Genomic DNA, 14,841 nt, shown 5'->3' with positions numbered 1-14,841 from the left:
CTGATTATGGAAGCAGTTTTCATCTATATCGCTAAATCAACTTTTTTGATGCTTATGTTCTATTGCGCTTATTATTTTTTACTGCGCAAAGAAACATTCTTCAATAGTAACAGATGGTTTTTATTGTCTGGCTTACTAGTCTCTACCATTTTACCTTTATTGACTTACACAAAAGTAGTATGGATTGATGCCGCTCCTACTCTAGAAAATTTTTCATCAAATATTTCTCAGATAACTGAAAAGCAAAATACTCAATTCGATTGGAATCAGGTTGCTTTGGGAATCTACGGTATTGGTTTTCTGATATTCATTATAAAATTAGCCATTGATTTTTACAGTTTAAATGCCATTATTAAAGGAAAAAAAATACAACAACAAGCTGATTTTAAATTCGTTGATATCGCTGAAAACATCGCGCCTTTTTCTTATTTCGAATATATCGTTTACAACTCATCACTGTACACGGCTTCAGAATTAGAAAATATTATCGAGCATGAAAAAGTACACAGCGATCAAAATCATACCATAGATGTATTGATTTCTAGATTCTTCAGTATTATTTTCTGGTTTAATCCAATTGTTTGGTTTTACAAAAAAGCAATTACTCAAAATCTTGAATTTATTGCAGATAGTGAGGCCGCTAAAAAACTTTCAGATAAAAAAGCCTATCAATACACGCTTTTAAAAATAACAACGCACGAAAATTGTGTTGCAATCACCAATCATTTTTATCAATCATTAATCAAAAAACGAATCGTTATGTTAAACGCAAATCAATCAAAAAAGAGAAATTCTTGGAAGTATTATGTAGTAGTTCCAGCACTTGCAGCTTTTGTTTTATTATTTCAAATTGATGTAGTGGCTAAAGAAAAACCGCAAATTTACACTAGCAAAGAATCAAACATTAAATCTGTAGATGTTTATAAAATTGGAAAAAACTCTACAGATTCAGAATTGAATGAAATAAAAAGCAAACTGCACAAATTTCATGATATTACCTTCGAAGTTTCTGATGTTAAAAGAAATGAGTCGAACCTATTAACTTCAATTGTAGTTGATGTTAAAAAAGGAAAACAACGTGCAAAATCTGTACAATCATCTGATGGGCAAGCTATAAATGAATTCGGTGTTCTTGTTATAACTTACAAAAACGGAGATAAAAAAATTGGAATTCAAACCATCAATAATTCGAACAATAAAGAACCAAAAACAGCAATTAGTAATAAACTAAAAGCTAAAACTGAAAAAGATAGCAACACAACTACTAATACAAAAACTACAACTAGTGCCAATACATCCAGCACTATTGTTACTACAAATGAAGACAATACTGTTACTAAAATTACAACAGGTGGAAATTCTACTATTGTAGTTTCTAAAGGCGCAAAGAAGAATGTTGGTTTTCAGTTATTAGTTGTTGACGGAATTGAAATGCCTTCTTCTTTTGACATGAACAGCATTAAACCTGACGACATAGAATCTATGAACGTTTTAAAAGGAAGTAATGCAATTGGTAAATATGGCGATAAAGGCGCCGATGGAGTAATCGAAATCGAAACCAAAAAGTAATCTTTATTAAAATAACAACACACCGAAATGGTGTTGCAATCATCAATCATTTTAATCAATCATTAATCAAAAAACGAATCGTTATGCTAAACACAAATCAATCGAAAAAGAGAAATTCCTGGAAGTTTTATGTTGTAGTTCCAGCACTTGTGGCTTTTGTTTTATTATTTCAAATTGACGTAGTTGCCAAAGAAAAACAGCAAACTACCAAAACGGTTTTGGGAGAAATAGAGTCTGTTAATATTTACCAGATTAAGAAAACTTCTAGCGACAAAGAATTAAAAGACCTTAAAGAATCTTTAAAATCAAAACACAATGTCGATTTGGAAATTTCAAGAATCAAAAGAAATTCAGATAACCTTTTAACTTCTATCAAAGTTTATGTTACTTATGAAAATCAAAAATCAGAATCTATTCAAACAAGCGGAAAAGAAACTATTAAAGACTTTGGGATTGTTATCGTTACAGGAAAAAATGGTTCCAAAAGAACCAGCATTAAAACTTATGACGAAAAAACTGTAAGCCAAAATGGCGCTACAAATGGCAAAATAAATCACTCAGAATTCAAAACCACAACTTCTAATAACGAAACCAATGTTAGCACTAATTCTACTACTAGTACAAAAACTAACAGTGATACTAATGCAAATACTATCACTACTGTAACTACAAATGCAGATGACACAAAAACTAAAACTACTACAACTGCAAATAGTGCAAAAAAGAGTACTGGCCTTCAGCTATTAGTAGTTATTGACGGAATTGAAATGCCTTCTTCTTTTGATATGAACAGCATTAAACCGGACGACATAGAATCGATGAACGTTTTAAAAGGAACTAATGCAACTGATAAGTATGGCGATAAAGGCGCAGATGGAGTAATTGAAATTGAGACTAAGAAATAATTTCGTTTTAATTTAAAATTTAGAAAATGCAAAAACTGACCAATAAAGAAGAAGAAATCATGCATATTTTATGGAAGCTCAAAAAAGCTTTTGTAAAAGAAATTCAGGCAGAAATTTTGGAAGATCAGCCACATTATAACACGCTTTCGACCATTGTACGTAATTTAGAAGAAAAAGGTTATGTTGCTCATAATGCTTTTGGAAACACACACCAATATTATCCAATTGTTAGTATCGAAGATTACCGAAAAGGTTTTATGAGTACTGCCATTGATAATTATTTCAACAGTTCGTATAAAAGTATGGTTTCATTTTTCGCCAAAGAAGAAAAAATTTCTGCAGACGAATTAAGAGAAATCTTAGACATGATCGAAAATCCAAAATAAGGTAAACAATTTATAGCATGGAAGCACTTTTCATTTTTATCCTAAAATCAAGTGGACTATTAGCAACATTTTATTTTGCTTACGTTTTTTTACTTCGCAAAGAAACGTTCTTCAACAGCAGTCGTTGGTTTTTACTAGCCGGATTAATCACATCTTTAGTATTGCCATTTATTGTCTACACGAAAGTTATTTGGGTTGAAGCGCCACCAGCACCAGCTTCACTTCCGATAATTGAAACAACTGCCGTAGATCATATTCCCGTTTCAAATCAGAATGTTGTTAATTACGAACCGCAGTACAATTTAAATACAGATATTGTTGAAGAAAAAAGTCTGGAAATTGACTGGAATATAGTTTTGGTTGCCGTTTACGGAATTGGTTTTCTGGCTTTCATGATCAAATTTGCAGTTGATTTTTACAGTCTTAATTCCGTTTTAAAAGGAAAAAAAATAGAACAGCAGGAAGATTTTAAATTTATTGATATCAATGAAAATATTGCGCCTTTCTCCTACTTCGATTATATTGTGTATAACTCATCATTATACACTGCCGAAGAATTAGAGAATATTTTAGAACATGAAAAAGTGCACAGTGATCAAAACCATACTGTTGATGTTTTAATTTCCCGAATCTTTTGTATCCTTTTCTGGTTTAATCCAATCGTGTGGCTTTACAAAAAGGCAATTTTACAAAATCTTGAGTTTATTGCGGATCGTGAAGCTTCCAAAAAAATTACAAACAAAAAAGCGTATCAGTATACACTTTTAAAAATCACAACACATGAAACTTGTGTTGCAATCACCAATCATTTTTATCAATCATTAATCAAAAAACGAATTGTTATGTTAAACAAAAATCAATCAAACAAAAGAAACTATTGGAAATATTGTGCAGTTGTTCCAGCACTTGGCGCTTTTGTATTTCTATTTCAAATAGAAACAATTGCGCAAGAAAAGAAACAGAAAGATATTGCTGTTATTCAGAAAGACACCATTAAAGATACTGACGAAACTATAAAAATCACTAAAAACACAACTGATCAAGAATTAAAAGATCTTCCAGGAAAATTAAAAACAAATCATAATCTTAATGTTGAGATTTCAGATGTAAAAAGAAATTCAAAGGAAGAATTAACAGCAATTCAAATCAAAGTAAAATCAGATTCTGGAAAAAAACAAACGGTTAAAATTGACGGAAGTGAAGCAATAAAAGATTGTGAACTTGCAATTGGAACTGACGAAAATGGAGCAAAAGCAATTGTAATAAATACAGACAAAAACTTAAAGGCTCCAATAATGGTTAGAAACGAGAGAGTTATCGTTCGTAATTTTGCAGATGGAGATGTTACACCTCCTACTCCTCCAACTCCACCGACTTTTCCTTCTGGACCAATGCCTCCTGCACCTCTAGTTGACATGTCAAAAATGCCAAAACCTCCAGTAGCTCCAAAAAATCCAAAAGACAAAGTAGCGATGGCTAAATTTGAAAAAGAAATGGAGGACTTCGAGAAGAAAATGGAAGCTTTTGAACCAGATATGTCAGCTTACGAAAAGCAAGTTGAAGCTATAATGTCTCAGAGAGAAGCGATTTTCGAAAAAGAAATGGCGAAATACGAAGTTGCAATGGAAAAATTTAACGCCAAAATGGAGAAATTCAATTACAACTTTAAGTATAATTTTGGAGATAATCCTAAACAATACGAACAAGACATGAAGCAATATGAGCAAGACATGAAACAATATGAGCTTGACATGAAACAACATGCTAAAGATATGAAGCAACATGCTAAAGACATGAAACAACATGAAAAAGACATGAAGCAACATGAGAAAGACATGAAGGAAATGGAAAAGCAAAACAAAAAAGCTTAATTATACTTTATTATATATTAAAAACCAGTGTTTATGACGCTGGTTTTTTCGATTTAAAACTTTACTAATTACTTTTTGAAATGAAATACAAACTTTTACTATTCATTTTAGGATCATGTTTTTCTATTCTGGGACAGCAAAATAAACCCGAAAAGAACATTTTTATTTCTATGGATAAAACAGCTTCAATTTTAATGCAAAAATCGAAAGCTAATTCCATTTCAATTGGTGTCGTTAAAAATGGGAAAACCTACACCAGGCATTATGGAGAAATAGATAAAGGCAAAGAAAACATAGCCAATAACAATACTGTTTTTGAAGTTGCTTCCATCACAAAATTATTTACAGGTTTGCTTGCAGCTCAAGCTGTTTTAGAAGGAAAATTAAATCTGGATGACGACATTAGAAAATACATAACAGGAAGCTATCCAAATTTGGAATATAATGGAACTCCAATTACCATTAAGGATCTAGTTTCTTTTAGAACAGGTTTTGACAAGGATCTTCCAGATAATTCGGAATTACGTAAAAATCGTAACGACAGTAGTTATTTAGCTTTCAAAAAAATAGACGAACTATACAATCGAAATCAGTTTTTTGAAGATCTTAAAACAATAAAATTGGATACTTTACCGGGAACCAAGTTTAAATACAGCAACGGAAGCCTCAATCTAACGGCTCATATCTTAGAAAATGTCTATCAAAAAAGTTACGAAACGCTTTTAAAAGAAAACATTCTGTCTAAATTGGGAATGACTTCAACTGGACTGAATTTAGGTTCAGAAACCAACATTGCTAACGGTTATAACTTGAAGGGAGTTTTGATGCCTCGAATTTCCGACAATCTTTGGGGCGCTGCTGGATGCTTAAAATCTACTTTAGGTGATTTGACTAAATTCATTAATTATGAATTAAATGCAAAAAATAAAACAGTTCAAGAATCGCAACGAAATCTATTAAATAGCTCAACGACTTGGAATGGTTATTTTTGGGATTATATTCAGGTAGATGACAACGGAAAAAATTGTTGGAAACATGGCGGAGCCTTTGGAACTCAGAATATGCTTGTTGTATATCCTGAACGCCAATTGGGACTTTCCATTATTGTAAACATAAGCGATGAAAATACAGCAAATGCTATAGGTGAAGCAATTGTAAAACTTTCCAATGATCTTTTGACAGAAAACAAAAAACAATTTGGTATTTACGGATATAAAATCATGAACGATAATGTTGTTTTCACTTATTTGCATGACAAATCTTTAAATCCTGATTTGGTAAAAAGTGTATCCATTGCAGGTTCATTTGACAACTGGAAACCAGACGACAAAAACTTCCAAATGATTCGTAAAAACAAAAATACTTTCGAATTAAGTGTACCAATATCACAATTTGAAAAAGACAAAACACATTTATTTAAATTCGTCATTAATAAAACAGGATGGATGGAAGCTCCTAAAAATGCCATAAATAGAGAAACAGATGGTGACGAAAATTTAATTTTGAAGATTTAAGACCTTATTTTACCAAAAAGACTTTGCTTGAAACACAAAGTCTTTTTTTTATATCTTTGAAAAAACAAATCTACTATGTACAAATTGCTAGCCAAACTTAATAAAATTTTACTTCCAAGTTTTACCAAACAAGGTTTAGATATTTCAAAAGCCAAAAAATGGCAAATGGCAATTATTGGCTATCGTGCTTATGTAACCAAAAGAGCATTAGATAATTAAATTACAGTTTCTGTTTGATAAGCCGAAAACCGTTTCTTTCGGCACATTATTATGAAAAATAAAAATTTCAATCTCCCTCCTGTTCCAGCTGTTTTATTAGCAATTATTAGCGTTCAGTGTGGCGCTGCGATTGCAAAAACATTATTCCCTGCGATTGGAGCTGCAGGTACGGCATCTATAAGAATTGGCGTTTCGGCAATAATTTTACTTTTAGCATATAGACCAAATTTAAAAGCAATCTCAAAAGAACAATGGAAAATTGTAATTCCGTATGGTTTGTCTTTGGGCGCGATGAATTTGATTTTTTATTTTGCCATCGAAAAAATTCCAATCGGATTGGCTGTGACTTTAGAATTTGTCGGACCGTTATTACTTGCAATTGTAGGCTCAAAACGTTTGGTTGATTATTGTTGGGTTTTATTAGCAGCAATCGGAATTTTATTAATTGCTCCTTGGACAAATGATCGTTTAGATCCAATCGGTATTATATGTGCACTTTTGGCTGGAGGCTTTTGGGCAGCTTACATTGTTTTTGGTGGGAAAATTTCAAAAATAATGAATGATGGACACGCCGTTTCTATCGGAATGTTATTCGCAGCCATTTTAGTGCTTCCTTTTGGTTTTCTAGAAAACGGATTGGCGAATCTAACCCCAAAACTTTTCGGAATGGGTATCGCGTTAGCTTTGTTGTCAAGTGCCATTCCCTTTACTTTAGAAATGAAAGCTTTAGGTCAGCTACCTCCGCGTACTTTTAGTATTTTAATGAGTTTAGAACCCGCAGCAGCTTCTATCTGTGCTTTTATTTTTCTACAAGAAAACTTAAGTTTTTACGAAATACTAGCTGTAATCTGCGTTGTAATTGCCTCTGCAGGAAGTACACTTACAGCAAAAAAATAAAAAAAGTCCTGTACTTTTATGCACAGGACTTTAACATTGTAGGCTTATTTTTGGAGATAATTATTTTTTCGGCATCAAAACCGCATCAATTACATGAATAACTCCATTTGATTGATTGACATCTGCAATGGTAACCTTTGCTTTATTCCCGTTCTCATCACTGATATACAAATCTTTACCTTTCATCCAAGCAGTTATAGTGCCACCAGCAACAGTTTTAATACTTGCTTTACCTTTTCCGTCCTTAATTGCTTTAGCAATGTCTGCCGAATTCCATTTACCAGAAACAACATGATAAGTTAAAATTCCTTGAAGCATTTTTTTGTTTTCTGGTTTCAATAAAGTTTCAACTGTTCCTTTCGGTAATTTATCAAAAGCGGCATTTGTTGGTGCAAAAACTGTAAAAGGTCCTTTTCCTTTTAAAGTCTCAACCAAATCTGCTGCTTTTACTGCCGCAACCAAAGTCGTATGATCTTTTGAATTAACGGCATTTTCAATAATATTTTTATTTGGATACATAGCTGCTCCACCAACCATTACTGATTTTTGAGCATTTGATGTAAATGCAAATCCTAAAGCTAAAACTGCAATTGCTAAAAATTTTCTAGTTTTCATAATTTTATTAATTTTTAAGTTATAAGGTCATTTACGCAGATAAATTTGTTTTGGTTTTTCAATAAAATAAAATTTCAATATGAAAAGGCTAATTATCAATCTAAACTCCAATAAAACAAAGACTTAACTTATTCTAATATTTTTTGATTTTTTTTAGAAATATCTAATTTATCATTTGATTTTATTATTAACTTTAGAATCAAAACTCATTCCTATGAAAAATCTGCCTCAAAAAGTAAGAAGTAAGAAACTAAATTCAAGAGTAGATTTAACTGCAATGGTCAGCGTTTCTTTTTTGCTGATTATATTTTTTATGGTAACTACTGAATTAAGAAAAGACAAGATTGTTGATTTAAGTCTTCCAGAAAAAGAAGAAAAAAATGAAGGAATTATTATCTGTCGTTTGGAAAATGATTATCAAAGAAAGATAACTGTATTACTTGATGAGAATGATAAAATAATAACATATTCAGGTTCATTAATTTATTCTTCAGCATTACCAAAAGAATACAATTATGGTAAGAACGGAATTCGTAAAGAACTTTTTGAAAGAAAGAAAACGATATTAGAATATTCAAATGCAATAGGAAAACCAAATTCTGGCCCAATTGTAATTATAAAACCTAGCAAAAAATCAAATTTCAAAAATTTGGTTGATATTTTAGATGAAATGACTATTACTGGAATTGAAACTTATGCCATTGTTGATGAATTTACTCCAGAAGAATCAAAACTACTAGCTTCAAATTAAAAAACTAATCTAAATTTATTGTTATGCAAAATCTACCTAAAAAATTAAGAAGCAAGAAGTTAAATTCAAAAGTAGATTTAACTGCAATGGTCAGTGTTTCATTTCTGTTGATTATATTTTTTATGGTTGTAGGAGAATTATCTAAACCAAAAATAATGGATTTGAGTTTGCCCAGAAGATATTGTGAGGAAGAATTTAAAGGAATTATTAGTTGTGGAGCAGGCACTGACACTCGTTTAATAACAGTTCTATTAGATGAAAATGATAAAATAATAATGTATTCCGGTCTTTTATTTAATCCTATTGTAAAACCAATAGAAATTAATTACGGGAAAAATGGGATTCGTAAAGAACTTTTCAATAAAAAGAAAATGATCCTGGAATTTTCATCATCAATAGGAAAACCAAATAATGGGCCAATTGTAATTATAAAACCTAGCAAAAAAAGTAATTTTAAAAATTTAGTCGATATTTTAAATGAAATGGCTGTTGCGAGAATCGAAACTTATGCAATTGTACCAGAATACACTACCGAAGAATCAAAATTATTAGCTTCAAATTAAACCTATAAAATTTCTATCTATGCAAAATCTTCCAAAAAAAGTAAGAAGCAAGAAGTTAAATTCAAAAGTAGATCTAACTGCAATGGTCAGTGTTTCTTTTCTGTTGATTATATTTTTTATGGTTGTAGGAGAATTATCAAAACCAAAAATTATAGATTTGAATTTGCCAGATTTATATAGAGGATGTGGCGAACCTATAACGGGTTGTTATAAAACGGATCGTTTTTACACTGTATTATTAGGAGAAAATGACAAAATCATAACATATCCAGGAATTTTAAATTATTCTACAGAAAAAATAACACAAACAAATTATAGTAAAAATGGGTTTCGAAAGGAGTTATCTGCTATCAACAAAAAAATCCTTGAATATTCGGCTGCTATCGGAAAGCCAAATCGAGGAGTAATAGTATTTATAAAACCATCCAATAAAAGCAATTATGGAAATTTAGTAGCTATTTTAGAAGAATTAAGATTAGCAAATATTCAAACATACAACATTGATAATGATTTCATTCCAGAAGAAGAAAAACTATTAGCTGCAAATTAAAAACTAATCTAAAATTTATTGTTATGCAAAATCTACCTAAAAAAGTAAGAAGCAAAAAACTAAATTCAAGAGTTGATTTGACTGCAATGGTCAGTGTTTCTTTTCTGTTGATTATATTTTTCATGGTTGTTGGTGAATTATCAAAACCAAAAGTTATAGAACTAAGTGGAGATAACGGCTGTTGTGATTGTCCTATAAATTACCATCAGGAAAACAGAACATTTACTGTCATATTAGGTGAAAACAACAAACTGGTTTATTATGCAGGGATCTTAGACAGTCCGATCATTGAGCCAAAAATAGGTACTTATGGAAAAGAAGGAATTCGCAAAGACCTATCTTCTTATAACAAATCTTCAATAAAATATTTCGAAAGCTTAGAAAAATCAGGAAGAGGAATATCCGTAATCATAAAACCAACAAAAAAATCTAATTATGGAAATCTTATTGATATTCTAGATGAATTAGAAATAAACAACATAGATTCTTACGCAATAGTTCCCGAATTTACTCAAGAAGAATCAAAATTATTAGCTTTAAAGTAATTTCAATATAAAATAAATCTTTGCGTCGTTGTGCCTTCGTGGCAAAACTAAGCTAACAAAAAAAGTCCCACATTGCTGTGGGACTTTCTATTTATAAAAAAGCTAAGAATTATTTTTTCTCAGTTTTTTCCATTTTAGCTTTTAAAGCAGCTAATACATCATTGTTGTCACCTAAAGTCGCAGCTGGTGCGTTTGTAGATGCAGATGCAGTAGTTTCAGCAGCAGCTTTCACGTTTTTCTCTTCTTCTTCTCTGAAGATAGCAGTGTGAGAAGCAACAACTCTTTTGAATTCTTTGTTGAATTCGATTACTTTGAAATCAGCTGTATCACCTTTTTTCAATTTCTTTCCGTCTTCTTTTTCAAGGTGACGAGTAGGAATGAAAGCAACGATATCATCTCCGAATTCTACAGTAGCTCCTTTGTCAACGATTTCAGAAATCTCACCGTTGTGGATAGTTCCTACAGCGAAAGAATCTTCGTATTGATCCCAAGGATTAGCAGTAGTTTGTTTGTGACCTAAAGATAATTTACGTCCTTCAACATCTAATTCTAATACAACAACATCAAGTTTTTCACCAACGTTTACAAACTCAGATGGGTGTTTAATTTTCTTAGTCCAAGATAAGTCAGAGATGTAGATTAATCCATCAATTCCTTCTTCTAATTCTACGAAAATACCAAAGTTTGTAAAGTTTCTAACGATACCTGTATGTTTAGAACCTACTGGGTATTTAGAAGTAATGTCAGTCCATGGATCTTGAGTCAATTGTTTGATACCTAATGACATCTTACGATCGTCTCTGTCAAGAGTTAAGATAACTGCTTCAACAACATCTCCAACTTTCACGAAGTCCTGAGCAGAACGTAAGTGAGTTGACCATGACATTTCAGAAACGTGGATTAAACCTTCAACACCTTCAGCAACTTCGATGAAAGCACCGTAATCAGCGATTACAACTACTTTACCTTTAACTTTATCACCAACAGTTAAGTTAGCATCTAAAGCATCCCATGGGTGAGCGTTTAATTGTTTCAATCCTAATTGAATTCTTGTTTTCTCATCATCGAAATCAAGGATTACAACGTTTAATTTTTGGTCTAATTCAAGAACTTCACTTGGGTGGTTGATTCTACTCCAAGAAAGGTCAGTAATGTGAATTAATCCGTCAACACCACCTAAGTCAATGAACACACCATAAGAAGTAATGTTTTTAACAACACCTTCTAATACTTGTCCTTTTTGTAATTGACCGATGATCTCTTTTTTCTGTACTTCAATATCAGCCTCGATAAGAGCTTTATGAGATACAACAACGTTTTTGAATTCGTGGTTGATTTTTACCACTTTGAATTCCATCATTTTGTTTACATATACATCGTAGTCTCTAATTGGCTTAACGTCAATTTGAGATCCAGGTAAGAACGCTTCGATTCCGAATACGTCAACAATCATACCTCCTTTAGTTCTGCATTTAACAAAACCGTTAACGATTTCTCCAGTTTCATTAGCTGCAATAACTCTATCCCAAGATTTGATAGTACGTGCTTTTCTGTGAGATAATACTAATTGACCTGTTTTATCCTCACGGATGTCGATTAATACTTCAACTTTGTCACCTACTTTTAAATTTGGGTTGTAACGAAATTCGTTTAAAGAAATAACACCTTCAGATTTAGCATTGATATCAACGATAACGTCTCTATCTGTAATTCTAACAACAACTCCTTCAACTACTTCTTCTTGATCTGTAGCGATGAAAGTTTTTGATACTAGTTCTTCAAACTCTTGCAAGTTTTTCTCATCTACTGCATCGATTCCTTCTTGGAAGTTGTGCCAGTTAAAATTTGCTAAAAACTCTTCTTGTGATTTTGTTTGTTCAGACATGCTGATAAAAAAATTTGTATTCTGTTTTTCTCGAGTTTCTCTATGCGATAGAAAATACAGAAGTTGTTTTACATAAATGGTTGATTCCTAATGGAAACTCTTCTCAGCCAAAAGGACTGCAAAATTAATACATTTTTCTGAATTAACAAAACAAAAACGATATGATTATCAGTATATTAATAAGAAGCAGAAGATTTATGGTTTCAGAAGGCGTTCAGTCCCGCTATCACCCATATCTTTTATGCCAAACACTGGCACAAAAGGATATTTGGCTCTATCGGGGCTAGATGAGAAGTTTTTGTTTTCAGAAGGTCATTTACAAACGAAACCCGACAGGTTTTTAAAACCTGTCGGGTTTACTATGCGTAACTATCTTTGTCAAAGTTTGAAACTTTGACAAAGATTATTTTATTCATAATCTTAATGACTCAAATTCTCAATCTCTTTTGGATCATGTTTATGCTTAAACAAAACAGCAAAAGCAATTGCAATAACCAAAGCATAAGCAGCAAACGACAACCATATGGTATGCCAGTCTTTCATTAAAACAGGATTTGCAAAAATACCATCAGCAGCAATTGAATTTCCTTGGCTTTTTACAAATTCCACCATTTTCTCATTTGTTGCATCAGTTTGCAAAAATCCAGCTAATTCAGTAGTATTAGCAAATGATTTTGTAAAGAAACGATCGATTGCCCATCCAGAAGTCAAACTTCCTAAAACCGCTCCTACTCCATTTGTCATCATCATAAACAGACCTTGCGCAGAAGAACGGATTTTAGAATCTGTATTACTTTCAACAAATAAAGAACCTGAAATATTGAAGAAATCGAATGCCATTCCGTAAACGATACAAGATAAAATAATCATCCATAAACCGCCAACAGGATCACCAAAAGCAAATAATCCGAAACGTAAAACCCAAGCCAGCATACTAATCAACATCACTTGTTTGATTCCGAAACGTCTTAAGAAAAACGGAATTGCAAGAATGAATAAAGTTTCAGAAACCTGAGAAATCGACATAATAATAGTCGAATATTGAATTACAAATGAATCTGCATATTTTGGAAAGTGTTTAAACTCATCTAAAAACACATCTCCGTAAGCATTTGTCAACTGAAGCGCTCCTCCTAAAAACATAGAAAAAACAAAAAACAAAGCCATTTTGTAGTTAGCAAACAACTTAAATGATTCTAAACCCAAAGTTTCAATCCAGGTTGCATTTTCTTTAATCAAGCGTTGTGGCTCACATTTTGGCAACGTAAAAGCATAAATTCCTAAAACCAAAGCCCCGATTCCAGCAATATAAAACTGATATTCGGTTGCTTTACTTCCACTCAAATTGGTAATCCACATTGCAACAATAAATCCAATTGTTCCCCAAACACGAATTGGCGGAAAATCTTTTACAATGTTTTTATTATTTAATTTAAGTGAAGTATAAGATATCGAATTACTCAAAGCAATAGTAGGCATGTAACAGCACATTGCTAGAAGCATTACAATAATAAATGTGTCTGGCGTTGTTACTTGTGCAATTCCAAACAAAACAATTGCATAAAGAATATGAAGTGCACCATATAATTTTTCGGCATTAATCCATCTATCTGCAATAATACCTGTAAGTGTAGGCATAAAAAGAGAAGCGATTCCCATGGTTCCAAAAACGAGACCAAACTGAGTTCCTTCCCAATTTTTAGTCCCAAACCAATAATTTCCAATTGTTATAAGCCAGGCTCCCCAAACAAAAAATTGAAGAAAGCTCATTAAAATCAATCTGTTTTTAATCCCCATGCGATGAAATTGTATTTTTAGTAAAAATGAAGTGGTAAAACTAGCATTAAAAATAATATCTACAAAGAATTAATCCAATTTAACAACATCATTTACTAATTCTAAAACAGCGGCAAATTGTTCTTCTTTATTTAAGTAGGAATTATCTATTTCTATTGCATCATCAGCAATAACTAAAGGAGAATCTTCTCGATGGGTATCCATATGGTCACGATCGACTACATTTTTCAAAACCTCTTCATAAGTAACATTGTCGCCTTTTTGTTGTAATTCATCAAAACGTCTTTGTGCACGAGTTTCTGCACTTGCAGTCATGAATATTTTAAGTTCAGCATTAGGAAAAACAACAGTTCCAATATCTCTTCCATCCATTACAATCGCTTTATTTGTTCCCATTTCTTGCTGCTGTTCTACTAGCTTGGCACGAACTTCCGAAACTGCAGCTACTGTACTTACAAAATTTGAAACTTCAATGGTTCTGATTTGTTTTTCGACATTTTCACCATTCAAATACATTTCAGCAAAACCTAAATCACCATTAAATCTAAATTCTAATCTAATATCCGACAATGCTTCAATTAAAGCCTCTTTTTTAAAAAAATCAGCGCTAATTAAATTGTGTTGCATCGCAAAATAGGCTACGGCACGATACATTGCGCCAGTATCTACATATACATACTCCAATTCTTTTGCTAATTGTTTAGCTAAAGTACTTTTTCCAGTAGATGAAAATCCGTCGATTGCAATGGTAATTTTTTTCAATGTTATTCTTTT

Annotated in this window: 15 protein-coding genes; 11 read left to right on the top strand and 4 right to left on the bottom strand. The window is 31.9% G+C overall.

The genetic code is table 11. The annotated features are described in order from the left end of the window. The first annotated feature begins 6 nt into the window (after positions 1 to 6). The 7 genes from K6T82_RS09660 (at position 7) to K6T82_RS09630 (ending at position 7,361) form a co-directional block, all read left to right on the top strand. Positions 7 to 1,569 (top strand): M56 family metallopeptidase, encoded by a 1,563-nt coding sequence (locus tag K6T82_RS09660; RefSeq protein WP_223705730.1) that lies wholly within the window; start codon positions 7 to 9, stop codon positions 1,567 to 1,569. A gap of 83 nt (positions 1,570 to 1,652) precedes the next feature. Then, the gene (locus tag K6T82_RS09655; RefSeq protein WP_223705729.1) at positions 1,653 to 2,474 is read left to right on the top strand and encodes a TonB-dependent receptor plug domain-containing protein; all 822 of its coding nucleotides are present in this window, start codon (positions 1,653 to 1,655) and stop codon (positions 2,472 to 2,474) included. A gap of 26 nt (positions 2,475 to 2,500) precedes the next feature. Then, complete coding sequence (locus K6T82_RS09650) at positions 2,501 to 2,860, top strand: BlaI/MecI/CopY family transcriptional regulator (protein ID WP_223705728.1); 360 nt, start codon at positions 2,501 to 2,503, stop codon at positions 2,858 to 2,860. Positions 2,861 to 2,877: 17 nt separating this feature from the next. Next, on the top strand, positions 2,878 to 4,731 hold the full coding sequence (locus K6T82_RS09645; RefSeq protein ID WP_223705727.1) for a M56 family metallopeptidase: 1,854 nt from the start codon (positions 2,878 to 2,880) through the stop codon (positions 4,729 to 4,731). Positions 4,732 to 4,811: 80 nt separating this feature from the next. Next, complete coding sequence (locus tag K6T82_RS09640; RefSeq protein WP_223705726.1) at positions 4,812 to 6,245, top strand: serine hydrolase; 1,434 nt, start codon at positions 4,812 to 4,814, stop codon at positions 6,243 to 6,245. Between the two features lie 75 nt (positions 6,246 to 6,320). Beyond that, on the top strand, positions 6,321 to 6,464 hold the full coding sequence (locus tag K6T82_RS09635; RefSeq protein WP_223705725.1) for an SsrA-binding protein: 144 nt from the start codon (positions 6,321 to 6,323) through the stop codon (positions 6,462 to 6,464). A 51-nt stretch (positions 6,465 to 6,515) separates the two neighbouring features. Beyond that, on the top strand, positions 6,516 to 7,361 hold the full coding sequence (locus tag K6T82_RS09630; RefSeq protein ID WP_223705724.1) for an EamA family transporter: 846 nt from the start codon (positions 6,516 to 6,518) through the stop codon (positions 7,359 to 7,361). Positions 7,362 to 7,421: 60 nt separating this feature from the next. Here K6T82_RS09630 and K6T82_RS09625 read toward each other — a convergent pair whose 3' ends face one another. After that, complete coding sequence (locus K6T82_RS09625; RefSeq protein WP_223705723.1) at positions 7,422 to 7,976, bottom strand: fasciclin domain-containing protein; 555 nt, start codon at positions 7,974 to 7,976, stop codon at positions 7,422 to 7,424. A 214-nt stretch (positions 7,977 to 8,190) separates the two neighbouring features. Here K6T82_RS09625 and K6T82_RS09620 point away from each other — a divergent pair, with 214 nt between their 5' ends. Genes K6T82_RS09620 through K6T82_RS09605 form a run of 4 tightly spaced genes read left to right on the top strand, consistent with a single transcriptional unit; the run spans position 8,191 to position 10,385 of the window. Then, the gene (locus K6T82_RS09620; RefSeq protein ID WP_223705722.1) at positions 8,191 to 8,727 is read left to right on the top strand and encodes an ExbD/TolR family protein; all 537 of its coding nucleotides are present in this window, start codon (positions 8,191 to 8,193) and stop codon (positions 8,725 to 8,727) included. Positions 8,728 to 8,750: 23 nt separating this feature from the next. Continuing rightward, positions 8,751 to 9,290, top strand: a complete 540-nt coding sequence (locus K6T82_RS09615; protein WP_223705721.1) for an ExbD/TolR family protein — start codon at positions 8,751 to 8,753, stop codon at positions 9,288 to 9,290. A 19-nt stretch (positions 9,291 to 9,309) separates the two neighbouring features. Next, complete coding sequence (locus K6T82_RS09610) at positions 9,310 to 9,840, top strand: ExbD/TolR family protein (RefSeq protein WP_223705720.1); 531 nt, start codon at positions 9,310 to 9,312, stop codon at positions 9,838 to 9,840. Between the two features lie 23 nt (positions 9,841 to 9,863). After that, on the top strand, positions 9,864 to 10,385 hold the full coding sequence (locus K6T82_RS09605) for an ExbD/TolR family protein (RefSeq protein WP_223705719.1): 522 nt from the start codon (positions 9,864 to 9,866) through the stop codon (positions 10,383 to 10,385). A 109-nt stretch (positions 10,386 to 10,494) separates the two neighbouring features. Here K6T82_RS09605 and rpsA read toward each other — a convergent pair whose 3' ends face one another. The 3 genes from rpsA to cmk form a co-directional block, all read right to left on the bottom strand. Further along, a complete protein-coding gene (gene rpsA, locus K6T82_RS09600) occupies positions 10,495 to 12,270 on the bottom strand; it encodes a 30S ribosomal protein S1 (protein WP_026728756.1) in 1,776 nt (591 codons plus the stop codon). A 420-nt stretch (positions 12,271 to 12,690) separates the two neighbouring features. Then, positions 12,691 to 14,067: a nucleoside permease gene (locus K6T82_RS09595; RefSeq protein ID WP_223705718.1), complete on the bottom strand. Its 1,377-nt coding sequence runs from the start codon at positions 14,065 to 14,067 to the stop codon at positions 12,691 to 12,693. A 69-nt stretch (positions 14,068 to 14,136) separates the two neighbouring features. Beyond that, entirely contained in the window at positions 14,137 to 14,829 is a 693-nt protein-coding gene (gene cmk / locus K6T82_RS09590; protein WP_223705717.1) for a (d)CMP kinase, read from the bottom strand. Positions 14,830 to 14,841 lie beyond the last annotated feature (12 nt).

Source organism: Flavobacterium potami, assembly GCF_020026915.1.
Taxonomy (GTDB): domain Bacteria; phylum Bacteroidota; class Bacteroidia; order Flavobacteriales; family Flavobacteriaceae; genus Flavobacterium; species Flavobacterium potami.
Note: the sequence above shows the minus strand (reverse complement) of the source record. Positions and strands in the feature narration are given on the sequence as shown.

Excerpts from the sequence above, each read along its gene's own strand:
- K6T82_RS09640 (WP_223705726.1), top strand. The coding sequence starts at position 4,812 with ATGAAATACAAACTTTTACTATTCATTTTAGGATCATGTTTTTCTATT.
- K6T82_RS09615 (WP_223705721.1), top strand. The coding sequence starts at position 8,751 with ATGCAAAATCTACCTAAAAAATTAAGAAGCAAGAAGTTAAATTCAAAA.
- K6T82_RS09645 (WP_223705727.1), top strand. The coding sequence starts at position 2,878 with ATGGAAGCACTTTTCATTTTTATCCTAAAATCAAGTGGACTATTAGCA.
- K6T82_RS09605 (WP_223705719.1), top strand. The coding sequence starts at position 9,864 with ATGCAAAATCTACCTAAAAAAGTAAGAAGCAAAAAACTAAATTCAAGA.
- K6T82_RS09610 (WP_223705720.1), top strand. The coding sequence starts at position 9,310 with ATGCAAAATCTTCCAAAAAAAGTAAGAAGCAAGAAGTTAAATTCAAAA.
- K6T82_RS09635 (WP_223705725.1), top strand. The coding sequence starts at position 6,321 with ATGTACAAATTGCTAGCCAAACTTAATAAAATTTTACTTCCAAGTTTT.
- K6T82_RS09650 (WP_223705728.1), top strand. The coding sequence starts at position 2,501 with ATGCAAAAACTGACCAATAAAGAAGAAGAAATCATGCATATTTTATGG.
- K6T82_RS09595 (WP_223705718.1), bottom strand. The coding sequence starts at position 14,067 with ATGGGGATTAAAAACAGATTGATTTTAATGAGCTTTCTTCAATTTTTT.
- K6T82_RS09660 (WP_223705730.1), top strand. The coding sequence starts at position 7 with ATGGAAGCAGTTTTCATCTATATCGCTAAATCAACTTTTTTGATGCTT.
- K6T82_RS09655 (WP_223705729.1), top strand. The coding sequence starts at position 1,653 with ATGCTAAACACAAATCAATCGAAAAAGAGAAATTCCTGGAAGTTTTAT.
- rpsA (WP_026728756.1), bottom strand. The coding sequence starts at position 12,270 with ATGTCTGAACAAACAAAATCACAAGAAGAGTTTTTAGCAAATTTTAAC.
- K6T82_RS09620 (WP_223705722.1), top strand. The coding sequence starts at position 8,191 with ATGAAAAATCTGCCTCAAAAAGTAAGAAGTAAGAAACTAAATTCAAGA.
- K6T82_RS09625 (WP_223705723.1), bottom strand. The coding sequence starts at position 7,976 with ATGAAAACTAGAAAATTTTTAGCAATTGCAGTTTTAGCTTTAGGATTT.
- K6T82_RS09630 (WP_223705724.1), top strand. The coding sequence starts at position 6,516 with ATGAAAAATAAAAATTTCAATCTCCCTCCTGTTCCAGCTGTTTTATTA.